Raw genomic sequence first — 19,455 nt, 5'->3', positions numbered from 1 at the left:
GTGTGTAGTATTTCGATAGTCTAAAAAGATTTACACGATTTCGTTATTATCCTGATCGAAGAAGTCGGTGATTTTGTCTAAAAATCTTCTTTTTGGGGAAGACACAGGAACTTCTTCTTTTCCTTTATCGTTTTTCATCTTGAAATTTTCTTTTCTACTTTCTACATCGTAGCGTTGAAATCCTTCAATAACTAATCCAATACCAGTAGCATAGGTTGGACTTGATAATTCCTCTGGAGAACCATCGGCCAAATGCTCGTTTGGATAACCAATTCTGGTGTCCATGCCGGTTATAAACTCGGTGAGTTGGACCAGATGTTTGAGTTGGGATCCTCCACCGGTTAATACGATACCAGCGATCAGCTTATTCTCGTATCCTGAGTTTTTGATTTCCCAATACACATGTTCTATGATTTCTTCCACACGAGCCTGAATAATATTGGCTAGGTTTTTTAAGGTAATCTCTTTAGGAGGTCTTCCTCTGAGGCCTGGGATGGCTACGATTTCATTCTCTTTGTTCTCGTCCGACAAAGCAGAACCAAATTTTACTTTTAATTCCTCAGCATGTTTCTTAATGATAGAACATCCTTCTTTAACATCCTCCGTAATTACATCGCCTCCAAAAGGGATAACGGCTGTATGACGAATGATTCCATCGTGGAAAATGGCAATGTCGGTCGTTCCACCTCCAATATCTACTAAGGCAACTCCGGCTTCTGTTTCCTCATCACTCAATACTGCTCTGGCACTGGCGATAGGCTCTAATATTAGATCTACAATGTCTAAATTGCTTTTCTTTACACATTTGTATATGTTCTTAGCAGCGGTGGTTTGTCCAATGATGATATGGAAATTGGCTTCTAATGAGTTTCCCAACATGCCCACAGGTTCTTTAATGCCTGCTTCGTTATCGATAATATATTCCTGAGGAATGACATCGATAATTTCTTCACCTGGACTCATGTTCAGATTACGCATATTATCCATTAGTTGATCTACATCTTCTTGGCTAATTTCATCGTCAATATTCTTTCTGATGATATTTCCACGGTGCTGAAGACTCTTGATATGCTGTCCTGCTATACCTACATTTACATATTCAATTTGTACATTCGATTTTGCTTCGGCTTCTACCACTGCTTTTTGAATGCTTTGAACGGTGTTTTCAATATTGGAAACCACTCCTCTTTTTACGCCAATTGATTCGGATTTTCCTGAGCTTAGAATTTCAATCTTTCCATGCTCGTTTCTTCTCCCGACTATGGCCGCAATTTTGGTGGTACCAATGTCTAATCCTACAATGATTACATCTTTTGATTCCATGACTATTATTTTTTACTACACACTATTTGATTATCATATTTAATATTGATGGACTTATACTTTTGCCAATCAATTCTGTCTTTTCCATTAACATAAAAAGCCTTCAGATTTTTTAGCTTTTTATCTATATCATTGATGTCCCCAAACTCAATGTTTTTAACTCCTAATTTTGGAGTCAGTTCCACTTGTCCATTTTTATTCACGTAAATCTGATCTATTAAAGCTTCTAAAAAGGCATCTTTATGAATGGCTTCAGCAAGTTCGTAAAGTGATTTATATATTTGGGGTAATTCTCTTTCTCCTTTGAGGACTTGTAACTTTTCTTCCTTGTTCAGATGCGGAATGTCTCCACTGGCTACCATAATTCTCTGAGTATAGTCCAAGCTATTATCCATTAATACTAAACCATCGGCGAGGTATAGGTTTTTACCTTTAATATCAAAAATTCTTAAAGAGGCTTTCCTTGGTTTTACTTTAATATGTATTAATCCATCAATTCCAACAAAGGTTCTAACATCAATTAATTGTGCATTCTGGCAAATTTCATTCTCTATTTTAGAAAGATTAATATTTCTCACCGATTGTCCCAGCATGGTAGGCATGGTTTCCAAAATATGAGTTTGTATGCTCTCTTGTGAAATTAAGCTCGGATAATCGGTTTTTAGCATTTTTACTTGAATATCGCTGCTAAAAGAATTGGCTCGCTCTATATTGGCCCATACCAATATCACTATTGCGGCCAAAAACGACGCTATCCACAATGTTTTATTGATTATTTTTATAATCATGACAGTTCGTTTTTTATAGGTTCAACAAATCTGTCAATATCACCAGCTCCCAATGTGACTAATAATTCTAGGTCCATGTTTTTTAGAGTAGAGATTAATTTCTCTTTCCTTAAAAGCTGTTTATGCTGCTTCGATATTTTATCTAGAATGATTTGGCTAGTAACTCCAGGAATGGGCTCTTCTCTTGCTGGATAAATATCTAAAAGAATAATTTCATCGGCTATGGATAGGCTTTGGGCAAATCCATCTTGGAAATCTTGTGTACGTGAGAAAAGGTGAGGTTGAAAGACCACAGTCATTTTCTTTTCAGGATATAATTTTTTCAAAGAACTAAGAGCAGCTTTTATTTCTTCTGGATGATGGGCATAATCATCATAATAGCTCAGCTTTTCGTTTTTAATCACCAATTCCATTCTACGTTTGACTCCTCCGAAATTGGCTAATGCTTTTCTGATTTCTTCTCCTTTAACTCCAGACTCAATGGCTAAGGCAGAGGCGGCTATAGCATTTTCTAGATTAATCATTCCAGGCATATTTAATCTTAAATCCTCTATTCTTCCTTCAGGATGGACGAGATCAAAATGATATAAGCCTTGTTTTAATTGAATGTTGGATGCGTAAATATCTGAGGATGGATTATCCAAAGAGTAGGTTTTTGTATTTGTAAAATCTGAAAAATGTTCTTTAAGCTGATAGTGAATAATGACTTGTCCGTCGTTATCTACCTGCTTTGCGTATTCTTTGAATGTATTCTGTAATTGGCTATGGTTACTATAAATATCTAAATGGTCGGCATCCATAGCGGTAATCAGGCCAATATGTGGATGTAGTTGCAGGAAAGAACGATCGTATTCGTCGGCTTCAACTACCATCCATTGACTTGTCTCATGAGTTAATAAATTACTTTCATGGTCTTTAAGTATGCCACCTAAGAAGGCTTGACAACCTATGCTACTGGAATGTAACAGATGTGCCGTCATACTGGATACGGTTGTCTTTCCATGTGTCCCTGCAATGCCAATGCATTTGTATTGTTGACTGAGTAAACCTAAAATTTCTGACCTTTTATACAGTCTGATGTTTTCTTTCTTGAAATATTGAAAGATGACATTGTTTTGGGGAATGGCTGGAGTGAATATATAAAGAATGTCATTCTCCTTGGTTAATCCAATAGGCAGTAACTCAATATCATCTTGATATATAATTTCTGCACCCTCCTCTACAAGTTTTTGGGTGAGTGGAGAGGCTGTTTTATCATATCCATAAACAGGAATATTCTTTTGCATGAAATAGCGGGCTATAGCGCTCATGCCTATGCCGCCAATGCCTAAAAAATATACCTTATTTACTTTTTCTAAATTCATGATATCAATTTAATGACTTCATCAGCAATGATGTCGTCAGCATTTAAAACGCCTAATTTTTTAATTTCTTTTTCCATGCTCTTGAGGAGGCCTTCGTTTGCTAAGCAATCTGCTGTAGTTTGGAATAATTCCTCCGATACTTTGTTATCTGCTATCAGTTTAGCAGCTTGATGGTCGACGAGTTTTTGTGCGTTCTTCGTTTGGTGATTCTCGGCAGCAAAAGGAAAAGGCACGAATATGACAGGTTTTCCAACAGCGGAAATTTCTGATATTGCAATGGCTCCAGCTCTGGAGATAATTAAATCAGCTGCAGCATAAGCTAAATCCATTCTTCTAATGAAGTCATAGATATGTATATTCTTTGCAGCTGAATTCTCTAAAGCAGTTTTTGATTCTTCAAAGGTGGTTTTGCCCGTTTGCCAAATGACTTGTGCATCTAGTTTTGCCCAGTTTTCTATTTCACCAGCTATGGCTAAATTTACAGATTGTGCACCTAGACTTCCTCCAACTACCAAAATGGTTTTCTTTGCTTTGTCAAGCTTGAAAAATTCTAAAGCTTCATTCTTATTGCCTTCTGTTACTTGTTTTCTAATGGGGTTTCCTGTGAGTTTAATCTTTTCCTTAGGGAAGAATTTATCCATTCCTTCATAAGCCACACAGATACTTTTTACTTTATTGGCCAGTAGTTTATTTGTAACACCAGGGTAGGAATTTTGTTCTTGAATGAGGCAAGGAATTCCCATATTTGATGCTACCCTTAACGTGGGCCCGCTGGCAAACCCTCCCACACCAATAACTACTTGTGGTTTGAAATTCTTGATAATGGTTTTGGCTTTCATTAAACTGCTGACAAGTTTAAAAGGGAAACTCAAATTCTTCAAACTAAGACTCCTCTGAAATCCACTTATCCAAAGACCTTCAATCTTAAAACCCGCCTCTGGAATTTTTTCCATTTCCATCTTTCCTTGTGCCCCTACAAATAGAAACTCGGCCAAGGGCATCTTTCTTTGAATAGCCTTCGCAATAGCAATAGCTGGGAAGATATGGCCTCCAGTACCACCGCCACTAATCATGACTCTTATGTTTTCGTTGCTACTCATATTATTGTACGACTTCAATGGGTTCTTTTTCTTTCTTTAAACCAACACTTATGCTTTGAATAATTCCCAAAGCCATGCTCGTAAACACAAAACTGGTTCCTCCTGAACTAATCAGAGGAAGAGGTTGTCCTGTAACGGGTAGTAGGTTGGTGGCCACACCTATATTTATTAAGGCTTGAAAAACGATACTAAACATGAGCCCCATGGCCAAGAGGGCTCCAAATTTCGTTTCACTATTTTTAGCGATAACCATAGCGCGCCAAAGCAATGCTAGGTATATTAAGATGCCAATAAAACCAATAATGGTTCCGTATTCTTCTATGATTATGGCATAGATAAAATCGGCATGAGCGGATGGGAGAAATGCTCTTTGGCTACTTTTACCGGGTAATTTGCCAATGATTGGATTAGAAGCGATGGCGATTTTTGCTTGTAATACTTGGTAGTTGGCATCTTTATCATCGCCGCCAAAATTCTCTATCCTACTCACCCAGGTATCAAAACGAGGAAGTAGATTAGGATTTGTTTTTGCTACCACAAAGGCCAGCATTACAAATAGTATTCCTATGCCAGCTAAGCCTACCAGATATCTGGTTTTTACTTGTCCTAACCACATCATGAAAAAGGCGGAAGTAAAAACCAAAAGAGCGGTACTTAGGTTGGACTTCAATATGAGCACAGTAACGACTAATGCTGGCAGGAAGATAGCTCCAGCGGTATAGTAAATACTGGTTCCGTTATTTTGTTGACCATTGAGTTTACTGATATTTCGGGCTAGAAAAGCCAAAAGGACGATTTTAGCAAAGTCGGAGCTCTGGAAGCTGATACCTATGATCGGTATTGTAAGCCATCGGCTCGCATTATTAATATTGGTTCCCAAAATAGCAGTAAATAAAAGTATGGGTATGACAACAAATATGAAAAGTTTGCTCAGCCACTGAAAGTTTTGATACCTGATTTTGGAGAAGAGTAGCATGGTGATATATCCGGCACCAATTATTGCTATTTGCTTGAATAGGAAATACAAGAAGTTCCCATCCCGCATTTTTACCGCAATATAGCTCGAGGCACTATAGATGAGTACTATCGATGCTAAAGATAGTATCAGGTATATCACCCAAATGGTTTTGTCTCCTTTATGTGTAAAAAACTTTCTCAATGGATTTGAGTTTTATAATTCGTTAACAGCTTTCTTAAATTTATCACCTCTGTCTTCGAAGTTTTCGAAAAGATCGAAACTTGCGCAAGCTGGAGATAATAAAACAGCATCACCTGCTTCTGCTAATCTTTGTGCTGTTTCAACAGCCTCTTGTGCAGAATAGGTATCGATGATAGTAGAAGTGAATTTTCCGAAATTCTCATGAATACTGATATTGTCTAAGCCTAGGCAAACAATAGCTTTAACCTTTGAATTCACTAGGTTTTTGATAGATTCATAGTCGTTTCCTTTGTCCTTTCCACCTGCAATCCAAATGATAGGTCTGTTTACGCTATCTAAGGCAAAATAGGTAGAGTTAACATTGGTCGATTTGGAATCGTTGATATACTGAACTCCGCCTATAGTTGCTACGCTTTCCATGCGATGTGGAAGAGTTTGGAACTCCTCTAAAGATTCTTTTAGATTTTTATTTCTAATGTTCATTAATTTGGAAGCGATTCCGGCTGCCATTGAATTGTAAGTGTTATGCTTACCCTGTAGTGCTAAACTTCTTAGTGTCATGATTAGTTCGTCCTTTTGATTTTTAATTATTACGTTATCTCCCGACATCCAAGCACCGTTTTCAAATTTCTCGTAAAGAGAAAAGGGAAGGAGCTGAATGTTTGATTTCTTTTTGTTTAATTCGGCTGTAATTACAGCGTCATCAGCATTATAAATGAGATAGTCTGAGGAGTCCATGTTTTGAATGATGCGCATTTTTGAATCCACATAGTTTTGAAAGCAATCGTCATATCTGTCCAAATGATCTGGTGTGATATTGGTGATGATGGCGATGTCGGCTTTGAATTCGAACATGCCATCCAGTTGAAAACTGCTGATTTCTAACACATAAGTATCGAAATCATCTTCAGCCACTGACCAGGCAAAGCTTTTCCCAATATTGCCTCCAAGTCCTACATTCAATCCTGCATTTTTCAGGATGAAGTATAGAAGGCTTGTCGTGGTAGTTTTTCCATTACTACCAGTGATGCAAATTAATTTGGCATCGGTATATTGGGCTGCAAATTCAATTTCAGATATCACTGGAATTCCTTTCGATTTAATTTTCTCAATAAGCTTTATCGAATCTGGAATTCCGGGACTTTTTACCACTACATCTGCTTGTAGAATGATGTTTTCTGAATGTTGACCCTCTTCAATCTCAATTTCATTATCTATAAGAACTTTTTTGTATTTCTCTTCAATTTTGCCTTTGTCACTCAGCCATACTTGATAGCCTTTTTGCAAACCGAGGATAGCCGCTCCAGTTCCGCTTTCGCCTCCACCTAGAACAACTAGCTTTTTCATTTATCTCAATTTTAGAGTGATAATGGTGATGATGGCCAGCATAATCCCAATGATGAAAAAGCGCAATACGATTTTTGGTTCTGAATATCCTAGAACCTGGTAATGGTGGTGAATAGGAGACATCTTGAAGATGCGTCGGCCTTCACCATATTTTCTTTTAGTATGTTTAAACCATGTCACCTGCATAATCACTGATAGGCTTTCCATCAAGAAGATTCCACAGAGAATGGGGATGAGTAATTCTTTACGAATAAGGATGGCGAATACAGCGATAATAGCTCCTAAGGTGAGGCTTCCGGTATCGCCCATAAATACTTGTGCAGGATAGGAGTTATACCATAAGAAACCAATGGTAGCACCTACAAATGCACTCATAAAAATGGTGAGTTCACCAATACCAGGAATAAACATAATGTTCAGGTAATTGGCGAAAATGATATTACCACTCAGCCACGCAAATGCTCCTAATGTGGCGCCAATAATTGCTGAGGTTCCAGTGGCTAAACCATCAATTCCATCTGTTAAATTGGCTCCATTACTAACAGCAGTAATAATGAGAACTACTAATGCGATATATACTATCCACGACCATTTGTCTAAGCTTGGGCTAATCCAAGTAACCAAAGAGGCGTAATCGAAAGTATTATTCTTAAAAAATGGAATGGTAGTTTGTGTAGAACGAACAGGTTCGTTATTGAAAGTAACTTGTGTATTGCTGGTTTTGTCAGTGGTTAATTCAGTTTGAGTTGCACTGTTATTTTGTAGTTCTAATGCTTTTTCCTTGATGGTGATACCAGGATGGAAATACATGGTAGCTCCAACTACGATTCCTAGAGTAACTTGACCAATAACCTTGAAGATTCCGCGTAATCCCTTCTTGTTCTTTCTGAAAACTTTGATATAATCATCTAAGAATCCTATCATTCCCATCCATACGGTGGTGAAGATTAATAGAATGATATAAATATTATTAATTTTTGTAAAAAGCAAAACTGGAATAAGAATAGAACCAATGATGATTAACCCTCCCATGGTTGGTGTTCCTTTTTTCTCATTTTGTCCTTCTAAACCTAAATCACGGATGCTTTCTCCTACTTGTTTTTTACGGAGTAATTCGATGAGACTTTTCCCGAATACCATAGAAATTAAAAGAGAAGTAATCACTGCCATAGCAGCACGGAAAGAAATATACTGGAACAAATTTGCTCCCGGCATATTAAACTCTTCTCTTAGGTATTCAAATAAATAATATAACATGTTATGCTTGCTTAAATAGATTGTTAATCACTTCTTTATCGTCAAAATGCTGGCGTTTTCCATTGGTTTCCTGATAGGTCTCATGACCTTTCCCAGCAATCAGGATGATGTCTTTTGTTTGTGCCATGGCAAAAGCGGTTTTAATGGCTTCTTCGCGATTGGTGATGGCTAGGGTTTTTCTTAATTCTGATGGATTTAAGCCGGCTTTCATATCCATGATGATGTCCTCTGGATTTTCAAATCTTGGATTGTCAGAAGTGAGAATGAGTTGTTGGCTGTATTGAGCACCTATTTTGGCCATTTCTGGTCTTTTTGTCTTGTCTCTGTTTCCACCTGCTCCAACTACTGTGAATACTTTTCCATTGTCAGTATTGATATCTTGGATGGTTTTTAAAACATTTTCTAAAGCATCGGGAGTATGCGCGTAATCAACGATTGCAGTAATCCCGCTTGGAGAAATCATCAAATCGAAGCGGCCATTGGCAGAAGAAATAGTGCTCATTTGGCTTAGAACTTCATCTTTATCTTGGTCTAACATTATGGCTGTTCCATAAATGGCCAATAGGTTATAAGCATTGAATTCACCTGTTAATCTAAACCAAACATCTTGTCCGTCTATGATTAGATTTAGACCATTAATTTGATTTTCTATGATTCTGGCATTAAAATCACCTAGGGTTCTAAGGCTATATGTTTTTTTTATTGCTTTACAATTCTGAAGTATCACCATCCCGTTTCTATCGTCTTCATTCGTAATGGCAAAAGCAGATTTTTTAAGATGGTCGAAGAATGATTTCTTGGCTTTTATATAAGAAGCAAAGTCAATGTGGTAATCTAAATGGTCGTGACTCAAATTGGTGAAGATAGCGCCATCAAAATCTAAACCTGCTGTTCTTCCTTGGTCTAATGCATGACTACTGACTTCCATGAAGCAGTATCCACATCCTTTTTCTACCATTTCTGCTAAAAGTGCATTTAAGGCAATGGCATCTGGAGTGGTGTGGGTGGAAGGAATGATTTGTTCACCAATTTTGTTTTCAATAGTGGATAGCAAGCCACAGTAATATCCCAATTGGCTAAATAATTTATGGAGGAGGGTGGCGATGGTTGTTTTGCCGTTTGTACCAGTAACTCCAATCAACTTCAACTGACTCGATGGCTCGTTGAACCATTTAGAAGCCAGTAATCCTAATGCTTTTTGGCTATTCTCAACCTTTATATAAATAACATCCTCAGATTTCTCTTCTGGAATTTCTTCACATACTATCGCAATGGCGCCTAGTTCGATAGCTTTAAAAATATAGTTGTGGCCATCTACCTGAGTTCCTTTAGTAGCAATAAAAAGACTGTCTGTTATGACTTTTCTAGAATCGAACTCAAGTGAAGAAACTCTCGTTTCCAAGTCTCCAATAGATTCAATAAGGTCTACATTCTTTAATATGTCTATTATTCTTTTCATTAGCTGTTTGAGAGATTTAAAGTGATGGTTCTTCCTTTTGTTGCTGGTGTTCCCGCTATAATCGATTGTGTTTTCACAAACCCGCTTCCTACAATCTTTACTTTTAAGCCCAAGTCTTCGCAGAGGTAAACAGCGTCTCTTGCTGTCATTCCAATAAGTTTTGGAATTTTGTGGTCAGAAATTGTCCGAGTGGCATAGTATGCAGAATCAGCAGCAGGTAATCCTATAACTATTTTACTGGCTTCATCAATTTTAGCTGCGGCATTCATTTCTTTCAGAATCATTTGAATGTCTTCGGTAGCACCGGCTTTATAGTAATTTGCTGGGTTGATTTTACTTGATTTCTCTTCTTCGGAAAAGGCTATTTCTACATGACTAGAATAGATTCTATCTGCAATATTTTTAAATACAGGTGCAGCTACTGAGCTACCATAATAAAAGCCATTACTTGGATTATTGATGACAATGATACATGAGTATTTGGGGTTTTCTGTGGGGAAATAGCCAGCGAAAGAAGCTTTATAGTTTGTTCTATTATAGCCCTTATTATTTTGAGCTAATTGAGCTGTTCCTGTTTTGCCGGCAATGCTATAGTGTTTGCTTTTGATGTTTTTAGCTGTTCCTCTTAAGACCACGCCTTCAAGCATGTCCTGTAATTTCTCTATGGTAGCCTCAGAAGCAATTTTTTCATTCAGAACAATAGGTTCATAGGTTTCAATGACTTCGTTAGTGTTTCTGATTTCCTTTATAAATAAGGGCTTAACCATTTTTCCATCATTTGCTATGGCATTATAAAAGGTTAGGGTTTGAAGAGGTGTAATGTTGAGCTCATACCCGTAGGCAATCCAAGGTAATGAGATTCCGGACCATGATTTATCCTCTGTATTCTTTATATAAGGACTTGCTTCCCCTTTGATTGGCAATCCTAATTTTTGGTGGATTCCAGTTTTGTAAAGCCCGTCGATAAATTTTTGTGGATCTGTAGAATAGTGTTCCCAAATAATTTTGGCGATTCCAACATTAGAAGACTGTTCAATTACATCTCTTACCGAAATAGTACCGTTGCCAATTTTATGAGCATCGCGTATGGTTTTGCCATAAAAAGTAGTGCTCCCGTTTCCTGTTTCTACACTGTCGTTGAGGTTGATAACGCCATCTTCCAAAGCCACTAAAATAGATGCTAATTTGAATGTAGAACCTGGCTCTTCTGCTTCTCCAATAGCATAATTATAGTCTTCAGTATAATGCCCGTTCTTATCTTTTCCTAAGTTTGCAATGGCTCTGATTTCACCAGTTTCCACTTCCATTACTATGGCGCAACCGTGCTCTGCTTTGTGAAGGATGAGTTGCTTTCTTAAGGCGTCTTCAGTAACATCTTGAATGTCAATATCGATAGTGGTGTAAAGATCGTTTCCGTTTTTGGGCTTGATTTCGTTAGCAGGATCAATAGGCATCCAAGTTCCACCGGCAATTTTTTGCATTAATCTTTTGCCATGGGTTCCTTCTAGTGTTTCATTAAAAGCACCTTCTAATCCTACCTCGTATTTACCTGCTTCATAATTATAAATACCAATAGTTCGTTTGGCTAACTCGTTATAGGGCAGCTCGCGTTTGTTGGATTTGATAATGATTAAGCCACCTTTGTTTCTTCCTAATCGGAGGATGGGCAGTTTTTGAATTTCGAGTAATTGTTTGTAAGTAACGTTTCTTTTAACACGCAGATAGTAGTTCTTCTGAGCTCGAGCTCGAGTAAAAAGTTTCTTGTATTGGGTTTTGGTTCTGTCCTTAAAGATTTTGCTAAATCCGTAAGCTAGAGAATCTATATTGGCATTGAAAAAGTGGTCGCTCTTATTGGAAATTAAATCCACCCTGATCTCGTATTTTGGTATGGTAACCGCTAGAAGGCTTTGATTGGTGCTATAAATATTACCTCTAAGTGCACTGATTTCTCTTTCTTCAATACTTCTGTTGACTCCCATTTTCCTTAGTTCATCACCTTCTTTGAATTGGATGTAAAGAATTTTAGCCATGATCGCAAGGGCAAATAAAACCATAAAGAGGTATGTGATAATACTCTTCAAGTGAATTGATTTTATGGCCTTCTCTGTTGTCATTATTAATCTTCAATTATTATTTTGCGTGGGGGTACTTCAGATTCTTCCAAGCCCATTCCCTTAACTAGTTCCGCCATTTTTGTAGGTCGGGTGCTTTCCATCAATAGTGATTTCATGTAGATGGATTTTATACGCATGGCTTTTACTTCTTCTTTTGTGTGATTTATGTGCCTCTGAGTATCTTGTGCTCTGAATGTATTGCTGATAAATAGAATGATGAGTAGGATGACATAAAAGATGAATGGGAAATTCTTCTCTGCTTTTTCGCGGGAAAAAATGCTTCCATCAAGCAATGGACGTACATAACGGAAGAAGAAATTATTCTTTTTCTCCACCTTAGGATTGACCTCTTTTATGTTTTCTTTTATCTTATTCATTTATTCTACTTGTCTATCTTTTTAGCAACTCTCAGTCTGGCGCTTCTAGCCCTGGAGTTAATTTCAATTTCTTCTTCATCAGCCATGATGGGTTTTCTGTTTACTGCGGTCCATTCGTTAAGAATTTTTCCATAGAAGTCTTTTTCTAAATCGCCCTGTACATTTCCTGTTTTAATGAAGTTCTTCGCGATACGATCCTCTAAAGAGTGATAGCTGAGGATGACTAGTCTTCCGTCTGGGTTCATTATCTGAGTGCATTGATTAAGCATGTCTTTAAAAGCTTCCAATTCTTGGTTGACTTCTATTCTTAAGGCTTGGAATACTTGTGCATAGAATTTGTTTTCACGAAATTTCGGTGCGAGAGGCAGTAGACTGTCTTTTAAACCCTGAATGCTTTCGAAAGGATTGGTTTCTCTTACGGCAATAATGTGATGGCTGATTTTATAGGCATTCTTTAATTCCCCATAAAGGCGGAACATATTGGTGAGGTCGTGTAATTCGTAAGTGTTTAGGATATGACTTCCAGTAATGCTGCCCCTTTGGTCCATTCGGCCGTCGATAGGACCATCGAAGCGAGTGCTAAAACCTCTCTCAGGAGTATCGAACTGATGGCTAGAAACGCCTAGGTCAGCTAATAATCCATCAATTTTTTTTACTCGGTGAAGGCGAAGGAAGTTCTTTAAAAAGCGGAAGTTTTCATGAATAAGGGTGAACCTAGAATCGTTTGGGATGTTTCTTTTTGCATCTTCATCTTGGTCGAATGCATATAAGTGGCCGTCCTCTAAATGTTCTAAAATCTTTTTACTGTGACCACCGCCACCAAAAGTTACGTCCACATAAATCCCATTGGGGTTAATGTTTAGTCCTTCAATACATTCATTCAATAAAACGGGCAAATGGTACATAATTTTTTACTTACTCATTGTCATGAGGAATATTCCCCATCACCTTTTCAGCAAGCGAACCAAAGTCCATGTCTGGGCTGCTTAAAACACCTTCGTAAGTGTCTTTGTCCCAGATTTCCATTCTGTTCACAGAAGAAGAGATAACCAGGTTCTTTTTGATGTTGGCATATTTAACCAAATCCTTAGGGATTTGAATTCTCCCAGTAGAATCTACTTCTACCGAACGAACGCCAGCCATAAAAGCCCTGATGAAATCATTATTTTCTTTTACAAAGCGATTCAATTTTGATAGGCCTTCTGCTTCTTTATTCCATTCACTCATGGGGTAAAGCTCCAGGCAGTTTTGAAATATGCTTCTTTTTAAAATAAAACCTTCATTCAGAATAGGTTGAACTTGTTTTTTTAAACCTGCAGGAATCATCACACGACCTTTTGTGTCTGCTTTAACCTCGTATGACCCTATCAGATTTATCATTATTACTTGCTAAAATTGAGTGTAAAAATACAGTTATTTTACCACATTATCCCACATTTTACGTTCTTGTTGATAAAATGTTACGGTAAAATTTCTAATATATTTTTCAAAGTGATATAAAAACCTAAATATCAATAAGATAGGGTGTTTTAGCTGTGGTGGTAAAAAGTGGGTGTGTTTATAACTTTTTCGAATTGTTAATTATTGGTAGTGTTTTTATTTATGAAAGTATTTATATGGTTGTTATTGTGTGTAAGTTATATGTATTCAGCTTTATAGGAAGGTGAGGTGGATGAATGGTTAGATGTGAAATTACTTTTTTTTTGGAAAATGAAATCCTTCCCACTTGTCCTGATGAGTGATCGAAAATATGGAGGGTGAGAAAAGTGGAATTTTGTTGGAATAATATAAATTAGATTAGATTCTAAGAAATGAGTAAATTTGCAGAATTCAGGTATATAAGAAATCCATAAATTCGTATAGGATGATAGAAGAGTCTAGTAAAATAGATAAGGTGATTGATGTGGAGAAAGTGATGGCCAGTAAGAATGAGAAATTGTTAAAATGGTTACCTTCTTTTGTCATATCTTATTTGAAAAGGATTATTCATCAAGACTTTATTAATAGTTTTCTACATAGAAATAAAGAGCTGTATGGTTTAGATTTTGTAAAAGCTATTCTTGATGATTTTGGGATAACGGTAACTTGGCAAGGTCTAGAAAATATTGGCAAAGAAGATAGAGTGATTATAGCATCGAATCATCCTTTGGGAGGGATGGATGGTATTGCATTGATGTATGTGATTGGACAATTACGTCAGGATATACAGTTTCCTGTCAATGATATCTTAATGAATCTTCCAAATTTGAAGGAGCTATTTGTTCCCATTAATAAACATGGGAGTAATATGGAGAATGCCCGTATCATTGACCATGCTTTCGAAAGTGATGTGATTACTTTGTTTTTTCCAGCTGGATTAGTTAGCCGGAAGCAGAGTGGAGGTATTGTGGATTTAGAATGGAAAAAGACATTTATTCGTAAAGCTAGATCCTATAAAAGAGATATTATTCCTACATTTATTTCAGGTAGAAACAGTAACTGGTTTTATGGCTTAGCCAAGTGGAGAACGAGGTTAGGGATTAAAATCAATATCGAAATGTTGTATTTGGTAGATGAAATGGTCAAGCAGAGAGGGAAAGAAATAAATATTAATTTTGGCTCCGCAATTTCTTATCAAAAATTTGATAGATCTAAGTCCGATATTGAATGGGCAAAAGAAGTAAAAGAGGTGGTTTATAGCATGCAAAATAAAAAAAGATAAAAATGAAAACCATAATACCTAAGGTTGATAGAGCCTTAATTGATGCTGAATTAACTGCGGATAAATATCTAGCAGATACGAATAATGGAGGGAATCAAATTTATGTATTTACTGCCCATGATTCTCCACACTTAATGCGTGAGGTAGGTAGGTTAAGAGAGATTACTTTTAGAGATGCTGGTGGGGGAACGGGTTGTGAATTAGATGTTGACGAGTATGATACATTAGAAAAACCTTTCCAGCAATTGATAGTTTGGAATCCTGAAGACAAAGAAATTGTTGGTGGATATCGTTTTATCCATGGAAGAGATATCGAGGTGAATGGCACCGATGTAAAAAGCGCAACTTCTCATTTATACAGGTTCTCACAGCAATTTATTGATGATTTTTTGCCTCATAGTATAGAACTCGGGCGTTCTTTTGTTCAGCCTAATTATCAACCAACATTTAATCTTAAAAAGGGATTATACTCTTTGGATAATCTTTGGGATGGGATAGGAGCCATGGTTGTTGGTACTCCAGGTGTAAAGTATCTGTTCGGAAAAATGACCATGTATACAGATTATGATAAGGAAGCCAGAGATATTCTTTTGTATTTCTTCTATAATTTCTTTCCAGATAAAGACAAACTTTTAGTGGCTCATGCGCCATTAGCTTTAGAGGCCAGTGAAGAGGAATTGGAGGCTATATTTATTGGTAATACTTTTGAAGAAAACTATAAAATATTAGTTAAGAATCTTAGGAGTAGAAAAGAAAATATTCCGCCACTATTTAATGCCTATTTAAATTTATCTCCAACCATGAGAACTTTTGGTACTGCAGTGAATGATGAGTTCGGGTATGTTGAAGAAACAGGGATGATGATAACAGTGGATGATTTGTATGAAAAGAAGAAGAAGCGTTACTTGCAAAGTTATATTGCAAAAATTTCACATAATATAAAAGCAATGAGGAGAAATCGAATATGATCGTTAATAGCGCTGAGTTTTTAAAAAGTAGTACAGGAGTGTCACATTGCCCTCCTGACCAAAAACCAGAATATGCTTTTATTGGAAGATCAAATGTGGGGAAATCCTCATTAATTAATAAGCTTTGTAATAAGTCAAAGCTAGCCAAAACATCTTCCACGCCTGGAAAGACTCAGCTAATTAATCATTTTCTAGTTAATGAGAATTGGTATTTAGTGGATTTGCCTGGTTATGGATTTGCTAAAATGCCTATAGCCGTTAGGAAGAAAATGGAAGCCATGATTAGCGAGTATTTACTTGGGCGTAAGAATCTAATGAATATTTATGTTTTAATTGATTCTCGCCATCAGCCATTGGCAATCGATATGGAGTTTATGGAGCAATTGGCCGAAAACCAGCTCGCTTTTTCTATCATATTTACTAAGGCTGATAAGTCAAAGAAAAGAAAGCTAGAAGATAATATTGCCAAATATAAATCTAAACTTTCTGAAGCTTGGGAAGTTTTGCCTCCCATGTTTCTCACCTCATCTGAATCTGGCCTAGGTGCTGATTTAATTCTGAAAGATATTGAATCCATCAATACGTTGTTTCACGTAGATTAGGGTATATTTACTTAGGAAACGCTAAAGAAAAGCTTAAATAATTTGTTATTATTCTTTTTGTATAAGAAAGTATCTGTCATATCTTGTATGTTATCAGTGTGTTATGTGGCTTTTAGGATGGCGCTTGACTAAGCTTGAATTGCAGTGTAAAATATTTGATTTTCCATATAGAATTTATACATTTGTGTTTACCTAATCATTTTTTTAAAAACAATCAATTATGAGAAAAAATTTACTTTTAATTTTATCAATGTTTGTAGGGTTTGGCTTATTCGCTCAAGGCTACGAACAAGACTTTGATGGATTCACTTCTGGAGATTATTTAGCTGAGGTGGATACAGATTGGACAACTTGGACAAATGCTCCAGGTACAGCAGAAGATGCTATGATATCTGATGCTTTTTCTGTAACTGCACCTAATTCAGTTGTTGTTATGGGTACTACAGATGCTGTTTATCCATTTGGTGATAAAACATCTGGTGCTTATGAAGTTAGTTTTGATATGTATGTACCTGCTGGAAAAGCTGGTTATTATAATTTGCAGCATGTTTTTGCTTCTGAGTGGGCTGTTGAGGTATACTTAAATGGAGATTTAAGTAGTCAGATTTCTGCAGGTGGTCAAGAATTAACTAATTTGACTTACGAAGCTAATACATGGTTCAATGTTTCATTTGATATTAACTTAAATGAAGATTTGGCAACTATGTATTGGGATGATGAAGAAATTATTACATGGCAGTGGAGCTTAGCTACTGATGGTACAGCTGGTGAAAACCAATTAGGTTGTGCTAATATGTATGCTGGTGTTCTTACAGGTTATACGGAAGATCCTGAGTATTATTTTGATAACTTCATGTTTAATGAAGCTGTTGAAGTAGTTTATGAATCAGGTTTTGACATGCATACTTCTGGTGATTATTTAGCTGTTGTTGATGAAGAATGGACAACTTGGACTAATGCACCTGGTACAGCGGAAGATGCTGTTATTTCTGATGCTCAATTTGAAACTGCTCCTAACTCTGTTATGGTAAGTGGAACTAATGATGCTGTTTTCCCTTTCGGTGATAAAACATCTGGTGTTTATGGTGTAAGTTATGATTTTTATGTACCTGCTGGTATGGCTGGTTATTATAACCTACAGCATGTATTTGCTTCTGAGTGGGCTGTTGAGGTTTTCTTGTATGCTGATGGTTCTTCAAAAATTACTGCTGGTGGTCAAGAATTAACTAATGTTACTTATGCTCAAGATACTTGGTTCAATGTATTCTTTTATATTGACTTAAATGAAGATGTTGCTGTAATGTCTTGGGATGATACAGATATTATTGAGTGGCAGTGGAGTCTTGCAACTGATGGTACAGCTGGTGAAAACCAATTAGGTTGTGCTAATATGTATGCCGGTGCTGAGAATGGTGAAACTCCAATGTATTATTTTGATAACTTTACTTTTATTTCTTTATCAAATGCATTAACACCTGCTACTGTAGAGGTTGATACTGATGAGATTATTGTTGAAATCGCTGATGGAACTGCTGTAACTGAAACTTTTAGCATAGCAAATGTTGGACAAGAAAATTTAGAGTATGATGTTTATCCTACTTACGATGTAGAAGCATCTGCAGGTTCTGCAATGCATAATGTTGGTTATTGTGCCGATGATGTTACTCAAAATATTGGTTCTGACGGAGCTGTATCTCGTAAAATTGCTGTTTTATTAGAGCCTTCTTTACAAGAGGATTATATTGGTACTACTTTGGAATCTATTGAGGTTTTTATGGCTGATCAAGCTTTAGATATGTTTGTGAAAGTTTGGGCTGCTGGTGAAACTACTGTTCCAGGTCCTGGTGAAGTTATTTATTCAGCTTCTTTCAATGCTGCTATTGGTGAGTGGAGTGAAGCAATGATTACTGATGAAATCGTATTAGATGGTAACCCAATTTATATTGGTGTAGAATATTTCCAACCTGCTGCTGTTTACGCAATGGGATGTGATGCTGGTCCAAAAACTCCGGGTGTAAACTGGTCTTCTACTGGTCCTGGATGGAGTGAATTCTCTTTAGATTATAACTGGGCTGTAAGAGCTAATACAGTTGGTGATCCTTTCCCAAATTGGATGGATGTTCCTGTTGATTTTGGTATGATTCCTGGTGGCGGAAGCGAAACTGTTGGTGTATTTATGAGCCCTGATGGCTTGCCAAATGGACAGTATACTGGTTCTTTAGTAGTTGCTGCTAATGATCCTGTTACTAATTATACAGAAATTGATGTTACTCTTGATATTATTACTGCGACTAATGATTTAAATGCAACAGATGCTGTTATGGTTTATCCTAACCCAACTAATGATGTTGTTTTTGTTAAAGCTGATGCTCAAATTGAGCAAGTTATTGTAAGTAATTATTTAGGTCAAGTAGTTGATGTTTATACAACTTTAGGAACTGAAGGTCAAATTAATGTTTCTCAGTTAGACAATGGTGTTTATTTCTTAGAAGTAACTACTGATCTTGCTAAGCATACAATTAAGGTGATTAAAAAATAGTATTGATTTATATCAATAGAAAAAAGGGATGCAATTCGCATCCCTTTTTTTGTTCTTAACCGATTTTAATATTGTGATAGAGAAATGATGCCTTATGGTTTGATGTTTAAGGGTTAATGACTTAGACTATTGTGAATAGTTTAAGGTCTATTTGGCTAAAGATTGTTAGTATGTGTTTATAGATTATGTTGTTAGGGTAATCCACTCACTTAGGTTTTGCTGTCCTTATTTAATAGAGCTTTAGGATGAATAATGAGAGGTGGTAATTTCGCAATGAGATAAGGGTTTCACAGAGAAATAATATCGGGTCAAGTTGAAATTCTGGGGGAATTGATTTTTACGCAAAAATATTTGTCA

Annotated in this window: 16 protein-coding genes; 4 read left to right on the top strand and 12 right to left on the bottom strand. The window is 36.6% G+C overall.

Annotated features, from left to right (window positions below; all coding sequences use genetic code 11):
* Positions 1 to 30 precede the first annotated feature (30 nt).
* The 12 genes from ftsA to mraZ are packed head-to-tail and all read right to left on the bottom strand — an operon-like array spanning position 31 to position 13,668.
* The gene (gene ftsA, locus HNS38_RS07415) at positions 31 to 1,323 is read right to left on the bottom strand and encodes a cell division protein FtsA (RefSeq protein ID WP_172276833.1); all 1,293 of its coding nucleotides are present in this window, start codon (positions 1,321 to 1,323) and stop codon (positions 31 to 33) included.
* A 5-nt stretch (positions 1,324 to 1,328) separates the two neighbouring features.
* Positions 1,329 to 2,111, bottom strand: coding sequence for a cell division protein FtsQ/DivIB (locus tag HNS38_RS07410; protein WP_172346216.1), 783 nt, complete (start codon positions 2,109 to 2,111; stop codon positions 1,329 to 1,331).
* Positions 2,108 to 3,475 carry a UDP-N-acetylmuramate--L-alanine ligase gene (murC, locus tag HNS38_RS07405; protein WP_172346215.1) on the bottom strand — a complete coding sequence of 456 codons (1,368 nt, stop codon included), beginning with the start codon at positions 3,473 to 3,475 and terminating at the stop codon, positions 2,108 to 2,110. Before murC ends, HNS38_RS07410 begins: the two co-directional genes overlap by 4 nt.
* Positions 3,472 to 4,575 carry an undecaprenyldiphospho-muramoylpentapeptide beta-N-acetylglucosaminyltransferase gene (gene murG / locus HNS38_RS07400; RefSeq protein ID WP_172276842.1) on the bottom strand — a complete coding sequence of 368 codons (1,104 nt, stop codon included), beginning with the start codon at positions 4,573 to 4,575 and terminating at the stop codon, positions 3,472 to 3,474. Before murG ends, murC begins: the two co-directional genes overlap by 4 nt.
* Position 4,576: 1 nt before the next feature.
* The gene (locus tag HNS38_RS07395; RefSeq protein WP_172276845.1) at positions 4,577 to 5,734 is read right to left on the bottom strand and encodes an FtsW/RodA/SpoVE family cell cycle protein; all 1,158 of its coding nucleotides are present in this window, start codon (positions 5,732 to 5,734) and stop codon (positions 4,577 to 4,579) included.
* A gap of 12 nt (positions 5,735 to 5,746) precedes the next feature.
* A complete protein-coding gene (gene murD, locus HNS38_RS07390) occupies positions 5,747 to 7,081 on the bottom strand; it encodes a UDP-N-acetylmuramoyl-L-alanine--D-glutamate ligase (protein ID WP_172346214.1) in 1,335 nt (444 codons plus the stop codon).
* Positions 7,082 to 8,338: a phospho-N-acetylmuramoyl-pentapeptide-transferase gene (mraY, locus tag HNS38_RS07385; protein ID WP_172276851.1), complete on the bottom strand. Its 1,257-nt coding sequence runs from the start codon at positions 8,336 to 8,338 to the stop codon at positions 7,082 to 7,084.
* Between the two features lies 1 nt (position 8,339).
* The gene (locus tag HNS38_RS07380) at positions 8,340 to 9,797 is read right to left on the bottom strand and encodes a UDP-N-acetylmuramoyl-L-alanyl-D-glutamate--2,6-diaminopimelate ligase (protein WP_172346213.1); all 1,458 of its coding nucleotides are present in this window, start codon (positions 9,795 to 9,797) and stop codon (positions 8,340 to 8,342) included.
* Positions 9,797 to 11,878 (bottom strand): penicillin-binding protein, encoded by a 2,082-nt coding sequence (locus HNS38_RS07375; protein ID WP_172276857.1) that lies wholly within the window; start codon positions 11,876 to 11,878, stop codon positions 9,797 to 9,799. The genes HNS38_RS07380 and HNS38_RS07375 overlap by 1 nt, the downstream gene beginning before the upstream one ends.
* Before the next feature lie 35 nt (positions 11,879 to 11,913).
* Complete coding sequence (locus HNS38_RS07370; RefSeq protein WP_172276860.1) at positions 11,914 to 12,288, bottom strand: FtsL-like putative cell division protein; 375 nt, start codon at positions 12,286 to 12,288, stop codon at positions 11,914 to 11,916.
* A 5-nt stretch (positions 12,289 to 12,293) separates the two neighbouring features.
* Positions 12,294 to 13,193 (bottom strand): 16S rRNA (cytosine(1402)-N(4))-methyltransferase RsmH, encoded by a 900-nt coding sequence (rsmH, locus tag HNS38_RS07365; protein ID WP_172276863.1) that lies wholly within the window; start codon positions 13,191 to 13,193, stop codon positions 12,294 to 12,296.
* 10 nt (positions 13,194 to 13,203) lie between these two features.
* Positions 13,204 to 13,668, bottom strand: a complete 465-nt coding sequence (mraZ, locus tag HNS38_RS07360; RefSeq protein ID WP_172276866.1) for a division/cell wall cluster transcriptional repressor MraZ — start codon at positions 13,666 to 13,668, stop codon at positions 13,204 to 13,206.
* Positions 13,669 to 14,152: 484 nt separating this feature from the next.
* Between mraZ and HNS38_RS07355 the strand changes: the two genes are divergently transcribed.
* The 4 genes from HNS38_RS07355 to HNS38_RS07340 all read left to right on the top strand — a co-directional run bounded on the left by HNS38_RS07355 (position 14,153) and on the right by HNS38_RS07340 (position 19,098).
* Positions 14,153 to 14,989 (top strand): 1-acyl-sn-glycerol-3-phosphate acyltransferase, encoded by an 837-nt coding sequence (locus HNS38_RS07355; protein WP_172276869.1) that lies wholly within the window; start codon positions 14,153 to 14,155, stop codon positions 14,987 to 14,989.
* Positions 14,990 to 14,991: 2 nt separating this feature from the next.
* Complete coding sequence (locus tag HNS38_RS07350; protein WP_172346212.1) at positions 14,992 to 15,957, top strand: GNAT family N-acetyltransferase; 966 nt, start codon at positions 14,992 to 14,994, stop codon at positions 15,955 to 15,957.
* A complete protein-coding gene (gene yihA / locus HNS38_RS07345) occupies positions 15,954 to 16,559 on the top strand; it encodes a ribosome biogenesis GTP-binding protein YihA/YsxC (protein WP_172276875.1) in 606 nt (201 codons plus the stop codon). Before HNS38_RS07350 ends, yihA begins: the two co-directional genes overlap by 4 nt.
* A gap of 220 nt (positions 16,560 to 16,779) precedes the next feature.
* The gene (locus HNS38_RS07340; RefSeq protein WP_172276878.1) at positions 16,780 to 19,098 is read left to right on the top strand and encodes a T9SS type A sorting domain-containing protein; all 2,319 of its coding nucleotides are present in this window, start codon (positions 16,780 to 16,782) and stop codon (positions 19,096 to 19,098) included.
* Positions 19,099 to 19,455: the final 357 nt, after the last annotated feature.

Origin of the sequence: Lentimicrobium sp. L6, assembly GCF_013166655.1 — a bacterium.
Lineage (GTDB): Bacteria > Bacteroidota > Bacteroidia > Bacteroidales > UBA12170 > UBA12170.
This window is presented reverse-complemented; position numbering and strand designations above follow the sequence as displayed.

Excerpts from the sequence above, each read along its gene's own strand:
- ftsA (WP_172276833.1), bottom strand. The coding sequence starts at position 1,323 with ATGGAATCAAAAGATGTAATCATTGTAGGATTAGACATTGGTACCACC.
- HNS38_RS07410 (WP_172346216.1), bottom strand. The coding sequence starts at position 2,111 with ATGATTATAAAAATAATCAATAAAACATTGTGGATAGCGTCGTTTTTG.
- murC (WP_172346215.1), bottom strand. The coding sequence starts at position 3,475 with ATGAATTTAGAAAAAGTAAATAAGGTATATTTTTTAGGCATTGGCGGC.
- murG (WP_172276842.1), bottom strand. The coding sequence starts at position 4,575 with ATGAGTAGCAACGAAAACATAAGAGTCATGATTAGTGGCGGTGGTACT.
- murD (WP_172346214.1), bottom strand. The coding sequence starts at position 7,081 with ATGAAAAAGCTAGTTGTTCTAGGTGGAGGCGAAAGCGGAACTGGAGCG.
- mraY (WP_172276851.1), bottom strand. The coding sequence starts at position 8,338 with ATGTTATATTATTTATTTGAATACCTAAGAGAAGAGTTTAATATGCCG.
- HNS38_RS07380 (WP_172346213.1), bottom strand. The coding sequence starts at position 9,797 with ATGAAAAGAATAATAGACATATTAAAGAATGTAGACCTTATTGAATCT.
- HNS38_RS07370 (WP_172276860.1), bottom strand. The coding sequence starts at position 12,288 with ATGAATAAGATAAAAGAAAACATAAAAGAGGTCAATCCTAAGGTGGAG.
- rsmH (WP_172276863.1), bottom strand. The coding sequence starts at position 13,193 with ATGTACCATTTGCCCGTTTTATTGAATGAATGTATTGAAGGACTAAAC.
- mraZ (WP_172276866.1), bottom strand. The coding sequence starts at position 13,668 with ATGATAAATCTGATAGGGTCATACGAGGTTAAAGCAGACACAAAAGGT.
- HNS38_RS07355 (WP_172276869.1), top strand. The coding sequence starts at position 14,153 with ATGATAGAAGAGTCTAGTAAAATAGATAAGGTGATTGATGTGGAGAAA.
- HNS38_RS07350 (WP_172346212.1), top strand. The coding sequence starts at position 14,992 with ATGAAAACCATAATACCTAAGGTTGATAGAGCCTTAATTGATGCTGAA.
- yihA (WP_172276875.1), top strand. The coding sequence starts at position 15,954 with ATGATCGTTAATAGCGCTGAGTTTTTAAAAAGTAGTACAGGAGTGTCA.
- HNS38_RS07340 (WP_172276878.1), top strand. The coding sequence starts at position 16,780 with ATGAGAAAAAATTTACTTTTAATTTTATCAATGTTTGTAGGGTTTGGC.